Source organism: Pedobacter sp. 05L430 (assembly GCF_056397585.1).
Genome location: NZ_JBFTNT010000090.1, coordinates 1 through 14,413, shown reverse-complemented (window position 1 = coordinate 14,413; position 14,413 = coordinate 1). Strand labels below are relative to the sequence as shown.

Genomic DNA, 14,413 nt, shown 5'->3' with positions numbered 1-14,413 from the left:
GATATATATGGTGGTCTTTAACATTCCGGTATCAGGCGCTTATCGTGTTAAATTACCTGCTAAAACTGCGATTGCCAAATCTTATCTGCTTGCCGACCAGAACCAGGTTTTAAAAGTAGAAGAAGTGCACACCAATGAATACTTTGTTTATGCCAACCCCGCTAGCCAGAGTAAACCCTTTGTGATTGTTTTGGAAACAAAGAAAAAGGAGCGCAGTGGTGAAAATAATTATGATAAAGCCAAAATATGAGAAGAAGAAAATTTATAGAAGCGATGTCATTTGCAACGGCAGCCGGCGTAGTGAGTTCAACACAACTTTTGGCTGCTGAATACAAAGCTAATCGCTTAGGCCCATATAGGAATGACCGGGAATACTGGTGCGAGCTTTTATATAAAATTGCCAGCCCGGTGGTTTCCAATCTGGCCAGCGGAACATTGAAGAAAAATATGCCGCTTGAGAAGTCGCCAACTTTTGATTCCAGATCGTTAAGTGTTACCTACCTTGAAGCGGTAGGTCGCACTTATGCGGGGATTGCCCCGTGGATTGCGCTGCCAGATGACAATACCAGGGAAGCTGTATTGAGAAAAAAACTGAGAGCAGACGCTATTACTGGTTTAAACAAATGCTTTGATCCATCAAGCCCCGATCTTTTAAATTTCTCAAAGGACTATCAGCCTATTGTGGATTCTGCTTACCTGGCGCAGGCATTTTTAAGGGCACCAAAGGCTTTATGGGAGCCTCTTGATTCATTAACTAAGCAACGGATCGTATCCTCATTTAAATCACTGAGGAACAGAAAGCCATTTAACAGTAACTGGTTATTGTTTGGCGCTATTACGGAAGCATTTTTGCTTTCTATTGGAGAGGAATATGACCATGTCCGGATAACAAATGGAGTTGATAGCCTGAATGACTGGTACAAAGGCGATGGATGGTATGGCGATGGACCTAATCTGGCATTTGATTATTACAATTCCTTTGTAATACATCCAATGATGGTTGATACGCTTCGGATTTTAGTTGATCATAAGCTAGCAGAAGAGAAAAGCTATGAGCTTGCATTAATCAGAATGCAACGTTATGCAGTAGGCCAGGAAAGAATGATTTCTCCGGAAGGTACTTACCCTCCAATTGGCCGTTCCATTACTTATAGGACAGGTGCTTTTCAGGCCTTAAGTCAGATTGCCCTAATGGAAAAGCTTCCTGAATCTATTTTGCCAGCACAAGTTCGGTGTGCATTAACAAAAGTTAAACAGAATATGTATAGTATACCAGGAACTTTTGATAAGAATAACTGGCTAACTCTGGGTTTTTGTGGACATCAACCAGATATTGCAGATTACTATACATCCACAGGTAGCCTTTATATGGCTACGCTTTCATTTTTGCCATTGGGCTTACCTGAAACTAATTTGTTCTGGACACAAGCACCTGCAGACTGGACTGCAAAGAGCGCCTGGAGCGGTAAGTCTTTTCAAAAAGATTATCATGTAGATTATTGATGGACTTTTTGGTGGACTTCCTTTAATATTAATAAGGGTAATTGCGTATTCAAAGCAAGTTTTCTTGTCATGCTTTTATGAAATAGCCCCTCAAAGAAGCCATACGTTTTTGCAACTATTATGACTATACCTGAGGCGTACTGTTTTGCAAACTCCATGATTCCTAATGCAACGTCCGGATTATCTGTATAGTGGTATTCCGGAGTTTCATTATCCCATAACTTGTGAAGGTTATATTGTTCTATAATGCGATCAGGATTAAAATGAGCTGATTCATTATGATCAACGTTTAGCAGGAGAAGCCTGGTGTTTAAAGCATGCATAAATGACTTTATGGTATTTACCGGGCTGGTTTCGTTTACTTCTTTCAAATCACAACTTAACACCATGTTTTTTATAGTTGTGTAACTCGACTCATTAGGAATAACAAGAATGGGCATTGATACGCTTTTAACAATGCTTATTGTGTTACTACCTATTAAGGCGGTAAGTCCTCTGCTTTTCCCTGTAATGCCGATAACTACAAAAGGATCGGGGTATTGCTTTGAAAGCTGTTCTAGGCCCATTATTATGGGACTGTCGTCGGTAAAGATTTCGATAGCGGTATCTTCTGCACACAGATCCGAAATTGCCGTTTTTACATTATTAAGAGATGTGATGCTTTTCTCATGTAAAATGTGTGCATCTCTATTCTCAGGAAATGGAATCTCGGTAGCAACAGGTAATTCATAGGAGTGATATAACAAGATTTGTTTAGCATGAAGCTGTTTACTTAACGATGCTGCATACCGTGCTGCATTTAATGCAGATGCAGAGAAATCAGTGGCAATGATGATCGTTTTCATGGATTTGCTCCCTATTCGCCTCTTGATAACAATTATAGTGAGCAGAATGTTTTACTTTTCTAAAAAGCAGGACTGAGTAATCACACAGGTTGTGAGAAACTTATAACTACTTATTGTGAAAGATATTTCACAGGTATGTGCAATAAACTGTGAACTTTTTACAAAATGGTTTACAACTAGTTAAAGTATGGTTCACGGATTATAATAAGTGTGTAAATTCATATCATAGTATTTAATCAAACATTTATTGTGTTTAATTTAAATTATATTTTATGAATCTAAAACACCTCTTCTGTTACTTAATGTTAATTATATTAAGTAGCTGTTCCAGACAAAGAAATTTAGTTTATTTCAGTGATCTTAAAGGAGCCAGCGAAAGTAGTTCACAGGTTTTAGATGCCGGAGAGCCCACCATACTTCAAAATGACGTGCTGGGTATTACAGTTAATAGTACCAGCCCCGAATCTAATATTTTATTTGCTTCTGTTCCAAGTAATCCAACAGTAGGTGGAATATACGAAAGAGAAGGTTACAGGGTGAATAAACAAGGATTTGTGAAGTTCCCTGTTTTGGGTCAAGTCAAATTACAAGGTTTAACTGTAGGGCAGGCACAGGCATTAATGGAATCTGAACTTAATAAGTATGTGAAGAATGCCATTGTAAATATCAAGTTTATGAATTTTAGAGTGACCGTAATCGGAGAGGTTAACCACCCCTCAACTTTTACAGTAACCAGTGAGAAAATAAATCTGCTCGAAGCACTTGGCTTAGCGGGCGATATGACACCTTACGGCAAAAGAGAAAATGTTTTACTGATAAGAGAATTGGATGGGCAGAGAAGGATGGAGCGGGTAAACCTGAATAGTAAAGACGTGCTTAATTCTCCGTACTTCTATTTAAAGCAAAATGATGTAATCTATGTAGAGCCTGATAAAGCAAAATCAGTTGAAGTAAGTAGTAACAACCGATTAATGCCACTAATTGTTGCAGCAATCTCTGCTGTGGCGGTATTGGCGACAACTTTTTTGAATAAGTAAGGCAGTGTTAATCTTTTAAACTTATTGTGATGGCTTACAACAAACAAAATCCGACGAACAGCCCCGACGTAAAGGCTCAGATTATGAAATATGCTAAGTATTGGTATTTCTTTGGACTTGCACTACTGCTGGGCTTAGGTGGGGCGTGGTTTTATCTTCAAACTCAGGTACCTAAATATAAGGTCACCAGCTCACTGCTTGTTCAGGACGACTCGAAAGGGGATGGTCTGTTAAAAGGAACCGCTTTCAGTGATTTGAATATGTTTAAGACCTCTAAAACTGTTGATGATGAAATGGAGGTGATGCGGTCAAGAGATTTGATTTATAAGGTGTTATCTGATCTTAAAATGAATGTGAGGTATCATTATAATCTTCCTTTAAAAACACAGGAATTGTATGGTAAAAACCTGCCAATGGAAGTTGTGGTAGATAAGCTTACAGATAAAGCACGTGCCTTAAAGCTTACTTTAAGAGCTATAAATAATGACCAGTTTGTTTTAGGGGAAAAAGACAAGGAAACCATTTACAGATTCGGTAATAAAATAACACGCCMACAATTCACTATTGTCGTTCAAAAGGGGGAAGGCTTTGAGGTTTCAGGTAAAACTGTACATTTTGGCTTTGTAGATCTTTATCAGTTAGCGCAGGCATACAGTTCCAGTGGCCTGGTTATTTTGCCAGTAATTAAAGATGCTAACACAATTGTTCTTAGTGTTTTGGATGCTATACCTCAACGCGGGGTTGATATGTTGAATACGCTGATCTATAGGTATAACCTGGAGAACGTAAGCAATAAAAATTTAATGGCTTTAAATACCATTAAGTTTATTGATGGTAAATTAAAAATGCTGACCAGTAATTTATCGGGAGTTGAACAAGACGTAGAAAACTACAAAAGAAACAATAGGATTACTGAATTGAGTGCAGATGCACAGATGAACYTACAGTCGTCGGGTAATTATAATGATCAGCTGTCGACAAGCGAAGTACAGTTGAGTCTTATTCAATCTATAATTTCTTATCTGAAAAATGCAGATAGTGAGTTTGAATTGGTGCCAAGTACATTGGGTTTAAAGGATCCAACCTTGCTAAATCTGACAGAAAAATATAATAATCTGCAGATTGAAAGACAAAAGCTGTTACGCAATAGTAGCGTTAGCAATCCCTTGGTGATCAATCTTACTGAGCAACTAACCAGCTTAAAAGGCAGCTTGCTAGAGAACCTTAGTATGATAAGAAGAGGGTTAACTTTAGAGAAAAATAAATTAAACAGCAAATCATCGCAGTTTGCGGCTAAATTAAATAGTGTTCCGGTTATAGAACGGGGGCTGTTGGAAAGAAGCAGGGAACAGAGTGTTAAGACAACGCTTTATCAATATCTGCTTCAAAAGAGAGAAGAAACAGAACTTTCATTGTCTGCCACTATTCCAACTTCTCAAATCATAGACAGACCTGCATACAATCCTACTCCTGCAAAACCAAAAGTACAAATGATTTACATGCTGGGGATGATAGCCGGCTTATTTGTTCCATTTTCTGTAATCTATGTTAAAGATAAAATGAACAATAAGGTGAAAGATATATATGATGTAGAATACATCGCTATAAATGGAAAGATTCTGGGAGAACTTAGTCATAAAGCAATAGGAGAGTCTATTGTAGTTCATAAAGATAAAAGCACCACTATATCTGAACTATTCAGGTACATCAGGTCGAATCTGCAATTCATGAATACGAATAAGAGCAACAAAGTTCTGTTGGTAACTTCTACCACAAAAGGCGAGGGTAAAACTTTTTTTAGCATCAACCTGGGCATTACCTTGTCGCTGGTTGAAAAAAAGGTTGCGATACTGGAGTTTGATTTGCGCAAGCCCGATTTGCTGAATAACATGAACATAAAAACGAAATTGGGCTTATCTGATTATTTAAAATCGGAAACCATGGTTATTGATGACATTTTGATAAAAGCCCCTCAATCGGATAACTTATATGTGATTGGTTGCGGGGAGATATCTGAGAGCCCGGCAGAAATTCTAATGAGCCATAAACTGAAAATTTTGTTTCATGAGCTTAAAAAACGGTTTGATTATGTTATCGTGGATACTTCTCCGATTGGGCACGTAGCTGATGCATTTACGCTTGCAGAGTATGCTGATTCGAGTATTTATCTGGTTCGGTACAATTATACAAACAAAGCAGATCTGGCAATATTTGAAGAGATCTGTGAGAACAGAAGATTAATAAATCCGATGATCGTATTTAATGATGCTAAAAAAGAGAATAAGAATGCCTACCGCTATGGTGGCTATGCTTATCCGGGATAGGCTAATATAGGGATTAGCTGATACATTAAGTTTAGGTGAGTTGGGGGTAGTGACAGATCGGTAAAAGGGACCGATATATTCAAGAAATGGACGGTGTGCAACAGGATTTTTCTCTAAAACTGCAATTAATCATGTAAGTGAGGTAGCGAAGCTGTATCCGGCCACAATCTAATTAATAATCTCAAATCAAAATTATGGAAAATCTGTCCACCATCAGAACCAATATGCCACGCAGGTGGTATGTAATCTACACTCGCCCTAGATGGGAAAAGAAGGTTGATGAGTTGCTTAAACTGCAAGGTATTACCAGTTACTGCCCGGTAAGAAAGGTAAAGAATAAATGGGCGGATAGGATAAAAGAAGTAGAGCTTCCGCTGTTTAATTCTTATGTTTTTGTATACATAGACCCAAGAGAGGAACTTAAAGTGAGGGTTACTTTAGGGGTAATGAACTTTGTGTATTACATGGGAAAGCCGGCACAGGTTAGAGAAAGTGTTATAGAGGATATAAAACGTTGTCTTGAAATATTCCCTGATACTGAAGTTATGGCTTTTCAATATTTGGAAATTGGTGACAGGGTAAAAATTAAAGAGGGATTGATGAACCTTAAAGAAGGCAGGGTTATAAAAATTCAGGAAAGAACAGTAGTAGTAGTAATAGATAGCCTGAGTTGTGTTTTAACCACTAAGGTTGCTATTAATAGTCTTGAATTAATTAATTAAGACAAACCCCAGAATTATGGTACGCTTAAAAGAACTGGATGTTTTAAGAGGAATTGCCGCTCTTAACGTAGTTATATTCCATTATACATCTAAGTTCAGAATGAATTTTGGCCATAATTATCCTTCAAAATTCGATTGGGAGATTGGTCGTTACGGAGTAGAACTGTTTTTTATGATCAGTGGCTTTGTAATCTTTATGTCTCTTCAAGGGAAAACCTCATTAGAAGATTTTGCTTATAAAAGATTTTCGAGGCTTTATCCAACTTACTGGATTTGTGTTTTTATAACATTTTTAATTGTAAACCTTTCTCAGGATCCTAAAATGGAAACAAACAGTATCCCGGTTCTTTTGATGAACATGAGTATGATACAAGGGGTTTTCGGGATAAAAAATGTTGATGGTGCTTACTGGTCGCTGRTACCGGAACTGTTTTTTTACGCTTTTATGGGTGCCTTGTTCCAACTCAGGCTGCTGAGAAAAATGAGGACAATTGCAGTGATATGGCTAACGCTGATGTTAAGCAATAGTCTGTTTACGCTACCTTTTGGCGCTTATTTGCTGAACTTACAGTATGGGATGTTTTTTCTTGCGGGGATTCTTTTTTACAAGATAAAATTTGATGGAGGGGACTGGCGCGAACACATTTTGATTGGCGTGTGTTTTTTAGCTGGTGTAATAGAAAACCCAACGCTGATTTGTTTCGGAGTGTTCTCTGCCATATTTTGCTTGTTCTACTTATTTGTTTATAACAAGCTTACGCTGCTAACATGGAAGCCTTTTGTGTTTCTGGGTTATATTTCCTATCCGTTATATCTGCTGCATCAAAACATAGGTTTTGTGCTGATGAGAAAAATAGGACGATATATTTCTAACGAGTTTCTGGTAATTTTTATAGGCATCATTTCTATGATAACCATAGCATGGCTGGTAACCCGGTTTTTGGAAAAACCAATACTTCATTTTTTAAGGAACTATAGGTTCCATAAACCCAGGTATTCAGGTTCCTTTCAGAAATAAACCCTTTATCATGTCTTTACAGAAAAAAACAATTTCAGGGTTAATCTGGAATTTTACACAGCAGTTTAGTGTGCAGCTAATTGGCTTCTGCATTACCATGATACTGGCAAGGATTTTATTGCCTGCAGAATTTGGCCTTATCGCAATGCTAACAGTATTTATTGCCATAGGTAATTCTTTGTTAGAAAGCGGTCTGGCATCGTCGTTAATACGATCGTCAGATCTGGGACAGGAAGACTACTCAACGGTTTTCTTTTTTAACCTGGGCGGAAGTATTGTACTGTATGCCATTATTTACCTGCTTGCACCGCTGATTGCTTCATTTTACCATCAGGATGTACTGACGCTGATTCTTAGGGTTTATGCCCTAGATTTTATCATAAATGCCTTTTATGGAGTGCAGAATGCACGGTTAACAAAGGAGATGAATTTTAAAATTCAAATGAAAATTCAGATACCTGCAGTATTGATTGGTGGACTATTAGGCGTTTTTTTGGCGCTTCAGGGTTACGGTGTATGGAGTTTAGTTTGGATGGGTTTATTTCAGTCTTTCTTATCCACAGTGATGCATTGGATTTATTCTGGCTGGACACCAAGTTTTGTGTTCAGTAAACGATGCTTTAAGAGGCACTTTTATTTTGGCTATAAAATGACCCTGACTGGATTACTGGATATCCTTTATAGAAATATATATGTATTAATCATTGGTAAGTATTATTCTGTTGTACAACTAGGCTTTTATTCGAGGGCAGATTCGGCTAGCCAGCTCCCTATTGCAAATATATCTGCAGTAATAAATAAGGTTACCTACCCAATGTTCGCATCAATTGCCGATGACGATTTGAGGTTAAAAATGGTTTATAAAAGATTAATGCAGCAGGTTATTTTCTGGAATACGCCTATTTTGATTTTGCTGGCCGTAATAGGAGAGCCTTTATTTAGGTTTCTGTTTACAGATAAATGGTTGCCGGCAGTACCATACTTTCAAATCTTATGCATTGCTGGTATTATGTATCCTTTGCATGCTTATAACCTTAACATATTAAAAGTAAAGGGAAGGAGCGATCTGATACTGAAACTGGAATTTATTAAAAAATCAATTTGTGTAGTTGGCATTTTGTGCGTGTTCCCCTTTGGAATATATGGCTTACTATATTTTCAGCTGATGTTCAATTTTATAGGTTATTACATCAACTCAATTTATAGCGGAAAACTGATCAATTACCCCATAGGAGAGCAGATTATTGACATTATTCCAATGATTGCAACCTCTGTTTTTGCAGGAATATTATGCTACCTGGCCGATACGCTATGCTTCAGCACACTCCAATTATTAGATGTTACCAGAATTATAATAGACGGCCTGTTTTTCTCTCTGATTTATCTGGCCAGCAGTTCAATTTTAAGACTTGCACCAATTCATGATTTTAAACAATTAATCCTAAAGAGATGATACCTGTAACCAAACCTTTTCTTCCAAAAGTTAACGAATTTGAAGAGTACATTCACAGCATTTGGGAACGTCAGTGGCTTACCAATAACGGGCCACTGGTAAATGAACTTGAATTGAAGCTCAAGAACTATTTGGAAATTAAACACTTGCTGTTTGTTTCGAATGGTACAATTGCATTGCAAATTGCAATTAAAGCACTTGGCCTGACAGGTGAAATTATTACAACACCTTTTTCTTTTGTTGCGACTACAAATAGTATTGTATGGGAAGGCTGCAAACCTGTATTTGTAGACATTGATGAGGAGACTTTTAATATAGATCCTAAAAAAATTGAAGCTGCAATAACGCCTCAAACATCAGCCATTCTTGCTACCCATGTATATGGGAATCCATGTGATATTGATGCCATACAGGAAATTGCAGACAGGTATTCATTGAAGGTGATTTATGACGCTGCACATTGCTTTGGTACAAAATATAAAAACAAATCGGTATTTGCTTATGGGGATGTGAGTACAACAAGCTTCCATGCAACCAAGGTGTTTCATACCATTGAGGGAGGAGCCGTATTTACTCAATGCCCTGACTTATTGAAAAAGATGGCCTTAATGAGAAACTTTGGGCACGACGGGCCTGATGAATTTTCTGAGTTGGGTATAAATGGAAAAAACTGTGAATTTCATGCTGCTATGGGTTTATGCAACCTGAAAGAGATCGATGAAATTTTAGACAAAAGAAGGTTGCTTTCATTTTATTATTGGAAAGCCTTAGCTAATCTGGAGGCCAGGTATCCAAAGCTGAATGAAAACCTTGATTACAATTATGCGTATTTCCCTGTATTGTTTGACAGTGAAGATTTAATGCTGAGATGCTTAAAGGCGCTGGAGAATGAAAAGGTGTATTGCAGAAGATACTTTTACCCATCTCTTTCTACTTTGCCTTTTGTTACCTCACCTCATATGCCCGTATGCGATTCAGTGTCAAGAAGGATTCTTTGTTTACCACTGTATCATACTTTAACATCCAGTGACCTGGACCTGATTACAAGGATAATTTTAAGGGTACAAAATTATGATCGTCCGGCTGAGATCGAAAGATTGAATCATGTGATTCCTATAAATAACCTGAAGCCTGTATTCGCCGGCTTACAAAATGGAGCTGTCTAATCCTTATAATAAAAAATAATATAGCTATGCCTACACATGAATTAATGGTATCAGTATGTTGCATCACGTATAACCACGAAAAGTATATTGCTCAGGCTTTAGATGGTTTCTTGATGCAGGAAACCAATTTTAAATTTGAAATCCTGGTTGGTGAAGATAAATCTTCAGATAACACAAAAGCAATCATTGAAAGCTATTGTGCAAGGTATCCAGATTTGATCAAACTGATTAGCCATAACCCCAATATAGGAGCGATAAGAAACCAAACTGACGTGGTAAGACGCGCAAAAGGAAAGTACATAGCGATGTGCGATGGAGACGATTTTTGGACAGATGCCTCTAAACTACAGAAACAGGTAGATTTTCTGGAAGCTCATGATGATTATGTGATTTGCTGTCACCATAGTGAAGTGATTGATGATTTTGACAAGCTTGTTTATGTTAAAGATTTGCCGGTAAGTTTGGAATTTGACTACAAAGACGTTTTGCTGGGAAAAAGAGAAGAGACAAGAATCTGCTCTTTGATGATGAGAAACATTAAACAGGTAACGGGCGTAGCAGAACAAAGCTGGTATTTCGAAACTTATGGTACAGATACGCTTTTGAAACTATATGCGCTTTCAAATACAGGTAAAAAGATTTATGTGTTACCTGAAGTGATGGCATGCTACAGGCACCATACCGGCGGGATATGGAGTATGATAGATCCGAAGATCCGAAAATCAAGAATGATAAGCGATTTTAACCTCACAATCAAGAATTTCAAGTATTCTTCACTTCAAAAAAGAGAGCTGTTGAAAATTTATTTTAAACAATATTTCCTGTTTGATATACGGTATTTCAATTTCAATAATGCATTCCAAACAATTACCTCGCTATGGTAAGAAAATATAAACTGATTTTTGCCATTAACAGCCTTTTTGGAGGCGGAGCGGAGCGTGTAATTTCGAACCTTGGCAATTACTTTTATAAGAAAGGCTTTGATGTTACAATGGTTTGCCTGAATGAGGCTAAACCTGCTTATCACTTAGAGAAGGGAATAAAAATCATTTCTCTTGTGACCAATATCCGAAACCAATCATTTTTTTTTAGGCTTTGGTATGGTGGAGTTACTCTTTTTAAGCTGCTGTTTATCCTTATAAAAGAAAAACCAAGTTGCGTGATATCTTTTATGACCTCTGCCAATATATGGATGGGACTTACCTGTAATATTTTAAGGACTCCTTATTTGGTTTCTGAACGCATTACCCCAGACTATACCGTAAATCAACTTAATCATTTCTTAAGATGGTTGTCGGCAAGGGTTTATAGTAAATCCAAAGCGATCGTTGTTCCTTCAAAAGGAATGGTTGATGGCTTTAGAAAGAACAAATCGTTTAGTGCACTAAGCAATTTTGAAGTAATAAATAATCCGGTCAGCCAGTTTAGCGCCGCCTGTACAGAAAGAGTTTACCCTCGTAAATTCATTCTTAGCGTAGGCAGGTTAGATCACCAAAAAGGATTTGATCTATTAATACAAGCCTTTAAAAGGTTGGAAATGAAAGATGTAGATCTTTTGATTTCTGGCGAGGGGGGGGAGCGTAAAAATCTGGAGAAACAAATCAAAGATTTAGATCTAAGTGATAGAGTGAAGCTGATTGGTTATCAGAAAAATCTTCAGGATTATTACAGGCAGGCAGAAATGTTTGTGCTTTCATCGCGAAACGAAGGATATCCCAATGTACTTGTGGAAGCAATGAGTTTAGGCTGTGCTTGTGTGGCTACCGATTGTGAGTTTGGACCTTCTGATATTATAGAAAATGAGGAAAACGGTTTGTTGGTTAAAGCAAACAATATAAAATACCTTTCTGAAGCAATTAAAAGAACCATGAGTGATCCTGCTCTTAAAATAAAAATGTCTGTAAATGCTCAATTAATTAATCAGACAAACTCCCCCGAAAACACTTTCGCAAAATGGGAAAAATTAATACTAACTCATGTTTAAATCCATAAGGGTTTAATAACCAATCTATTAGTCTTACCAAATGTTAAAATCTTAAAGATATGAATATACCTTTCTCTCCTCCATTTATTGATCAGGCAGTGATTGATGAAGTGCTTGACTCTCTTCGTACCAACTGGATCACTTCGGGACCAAAAGTTAAGGCCCTGGAATATGAGTTGTTGAATTTAACGGGATCTAAAGCCACAGTTTGCGTGAACTCCTGGACCTCTGGAGCAATTATGATGCTGAAATGGTTTGGGGTAGGCGACGGAGATGAAGTGATTGTGCCAGCGTACTCTTATTGTGCTACCGCTTTATGCGTTTTGCATTGTGGAGCCATACCTGTGATGGTGGATATTTTAGACGATTTTACTATTGATCCGGTGATGGTGAAAAGTAAGATTACATCAAAAACGAAAGCAATAATTGGGGTTGACATTGCAGGCTTACCATGTAATTATAACGAGTTGCGTGAAATTGTAAATGATCCGGCAATAAAAAGCATTTTTAAACCCGTTACAGCAAAACAATCTGAATTGGGAAGGATATTATTGATGTCTGACGCAGCACATTCTATTGGTGCAACCTACGAAGGACTGCCTGCCGCACAGAAATGTGATGTTACTATTTTTTCTTTTCATGCCGTTAAGAATATTACAACTGCTGAAGGAGGCTGCATCTGTTTGAATTTGCCTCCTCCTTTTGACAACCAGGAAGAATATAGTTTTTTGAAGATTTTCTCGCTAAATGGACAGAATAAAGATGCATTTGCAAAATCAAAAGGAGCTAACTGGAGATATGATATTCTTTTTAAAGGATTCAAAATGAATATGCCCGATATTTGCGCTGCAATTGGATTGGCCCAGATAAGACAATACAGTAATACCTTGCTGCCACTCCGTAAAAATATTTTCTTAAAATATTGTGCCGCATTTAAATCYTATGATTGGTTTATTGAACCAACCGGTAAAGACGAAATAAGAGAAGGTTCGTATCATCTTTTCCCTTTGCGCATTAAAGGAATTACCGAGGCTGAGAGAGATCAGATTATTGAAAGCCTGGTAAACTGGGGAGTGATCGTAAATGTACATTTTATACCAATGCCGATGCTTACGTATTTCAAAAGCATTGGATATGCTATAGAAAATTATCCTAATAGCTATAAACAGTTCGCCTGCGAGATTTCATTGCCTATATATCCTCAACTCTCTGATCCGGAGGTCGATTTCATTATAGAATCTGTTATAGGGGCTGTTCATCAGGTTGTTGAAATCAATAAATTGGTTAAAGTGTTATCATAAAATCATATAACATGATTGCGAAAAGGGTGTTTGACATCGTGTTCTCATTGGGTGGTATGTTCTTTTTGTCGCCAATGTTTATTGTGGTTGTTATTCTTTTAAAGTTAGATTCAAAAGGGAGCATTTTTTACAAGCAACTTCGGGTAGGCTTAAATCAGAAGAATTTTAAACTGATAAAGTTTAGAACGATGTATACTGATTCAGATAGGGCCGGTTTGTTGACTATTGGAGATCATGATTCGCGTATTACCAAAGTTGGATGCTGGCTAAGGAAATATAAAATAGATGAACTTCCACAGCTTATTAATATTCTAAAGGGAGAAATGAGTTTTGTTGGCCCCAGACCGGAAGTACTTAAATATGTTGAATTGTACGATGCCTCTCAAATAAAAGTACTTAGTGTAAAACCGGGCATTACAGATTGGGCATCCATTCAATATATAGATGAAAACGAGTTGCTTGCAGCAGCCGAAGACCCAGAGAGTTTTTATATTAACACCATTATCCCTTCAAAGATTACTCAGAACTTAAAATACATTGATCACCACAACCTTTGGGTTGATCTGAAGATCATTTCATATACCCTGAAAAGTATAATTAGAAGATGAAAATATTGAAAGTTTTGGATTGGCCATCAAAAAGATTTTATGGCGAATCACATCATTTTTATCGCTGGAAAAAGAATCTTCTTGAGCATGATTTGAAAGTAGAATTTTACTATGATCACAATGATAAAAGATTAAGGGACGCCGATTATTTGCTATTGCACTCGCGGTATTTTGCGGATGGCTGGCAAAACATACATACCAGATCTTCTAAAAATGAGAATGAACTGATTATGTATTTAACAGAAATGAAACGAACAGCAGGTAGACTGATTTGGTTTGATGCTGCGGACTCTTCCGGATCCAGCGACTTTCCAATTATATCTTTTGTTGATGTTTTTATGAAAAAACAGCGACTAAAAAACCTTGATTACTATACCGTTTCAAATAAGGTAAATGACTTAAGGATATGGCTAAACACAATTTCGGATGATCAAAAAACAACTTTTGTACCC

General features: G+C 37.2%; 13 protein-coding genes and 1 pseudogene. 13 read left to right on the top strand and 1 reads right to left on the bottom strand.

The window, feature by feature from the left end; translation table 11 throughout:
- Positions 1-250, top strand: a 250-nt coding sequence (locus AC1DG9_RS13870; protein WP_477634759.1) for a hypothetical protein, incomplete at its 5' end; no start/stop codon positions are given.
- Positions 247-1,503 (top strand): DUF2264 domain-containing protein, encoded by a 1,257-nt coding sequence (locus AC1DG9_RS13865; protein ID WP_337715965.1) that lies wholly within the window; start codon positions 247-249, stop codon positions 1,501-1,503. The genes AC1DG9_RS13870 and AC1DG9_RS13865, both read left to right, overlap by 4 nt.
- Here AC1DG9_RS13865 and AC1DG9_RS13860 read toward each other — a convergent pair.
- Complete coding sequence (locus AC1DG9_RS13860; RefSeq protein WP_337715967.1) at positions 1,497-2,348, bottom strand: universal stress protein; 852 nt, start codon at positions 2,346-2,348, stop codon at positions 1,497-1,499. The two genes, AC1DG9_RS13865 and AC1DG9_RS13860, sit on opposite strands and share 7 nt — an antisense overlap.
- Positions 2,349-2,620: 272 nt before the next feature.
- On the opposite strand from AC1DG9_RS13860, the gene AC1DG9_RS13855 reads away from it, so the two are divergent.
- The 11 genes and pseudogenes from AC1DG9_RS13855 to AC1DG9_RS13805 all read left to right on the top strand — a co-directional run.
- Positions 2,621-3,385: a polysaccharide biosynthesis/export family protein gene (locus AC1DG9_RS13855; protein WP_337715969.1), complete on the top strand. Its 765-nt coding sequence runs from the start codon at positions 2,621-2,623 to the stop codon at positions 3,383-3,385.
- A 29-nt stretch (positions 3,386-3,414) separates the two neighbouring features.
- Positions 3,415-5,709 carry a GumC family protein gene (locus AC1DG9_RS13850; protein ID WP_477634758.1) on the top strand — a complete coding sequence of 765 codons (2,295 nt, stop codon included), beginning with the start codon at positions 3,415-3,417 and terminating at the stop codon, positions 5,707-5,709.
- A gap of 194 nt (positions 5,710-5,903) precedes the next feature.
- A complete protein-coding gene (locus AC1DG9_RS13845) occupies positions 5,904-6,431 on the top strand; it encodes a UpxY family transcription antiterminator (protein ID WP_172662589.1) in 528 nt (175 codons plus the stop codon).
- A 16-nt stretch (positions 6,432-6,447) separates the two neighbouring features.
- Complete coding sequence (locus AC1DG9_RS13840; RefSeq protein ID WP_477634757.1) at positions 6,448-7,449, top strand: acyltransferase family protein; 1,002 nt, start codon at positions 6,448-6,450, stop codon at positions 7,447-7,449.
- A gap of 10 nt (positions 7,450-7,459) precedes the next feature.
- The gene (locus tag AC1DG9_RS13835; RefSeq protein WP_337715973.1) at positions 7,460-8,902 is read left to right on the top strand and encodes a lipopolysaccharide biosynthesis protein; all 1,443 of its coding nucleotides are present in this window, start codon (positions 7,460-7,462) and stop codon (positions 8,900-8,902) included.
- Complete coding sequence (locus AC1DG9_RS13830) at positions 8,899-10,068, top strand: DegT/DnrJ/EryC1/StrS family aminotransferase (protein ID WP_172662592.1); 1,170 nt, start codon at positions 8,899-8,901, stop codon at positions 10,066-10,068. Before AC1DG9_RS13835 ends, AC1DG9_RS13830 begins: the two co-directional genes overlap by 4 nt.
- 26 nt (positions 10,069-10,094) lie before the next feature.
- Positions 10,095-10,952, top strand: coding sequence for a glycosyltransferase family 2 protein (locus AC1DG9_RS13825; protein WP_337715975.1), 858 nt, complete (start codon positions 10,095-10,097; stop codon positions 10,950-10,952).
- The gene (locus AC1DG9_RS13820; protein WP_288884253.1) at positions 10,946-12,052 is read left to right on the top strand and encodes a glycosyltransferase family 4 protein; all 1,107 of its coding nucleotides are present in this window, start codon (positions 10,946-10,948) and stop codon (positions 12,050-12,052) included. The genes AC1DG9_RS13825 and AC1DG9_RS13820 overlap by 7 nt, the downstream gene beginning before the upstream one ends.
- A gap of 59 nt (positions 12,053-12,111) precedes the next feature.
- Entirely contained in the window at positions 12,112-13,353 is a 1,242-nt protein-coding gene (locus tag AC1DG9_RS13815) for a DegT/DnrJ/EryC1/StrS family aminotransferase (RefSeq protein ID WP_172662595.1), read from the top strand.
- A gap of 11 nt (positions 13,354-13,364) precedes the next feature.
- Positions 13,365-13,961, top strand: a complete 597-nt coding sequence (locus AC1DG9_RS13810) for a sugar transferase (protein WP_172662596.1) — start codon at positions 13,365-13,367, stop codon at positions 13,959-13,961.
- Positions 13,958-14,413, top strand: a pseudogene (locus tag AC1DG9_RS13805) (glycosyltransferase family 1 protein); the annotation flags it as partial. The gene AC1DG9_RS13810 and the pseudogene AC1DG9_RS13805, both read left to right, overlap by 4 nt.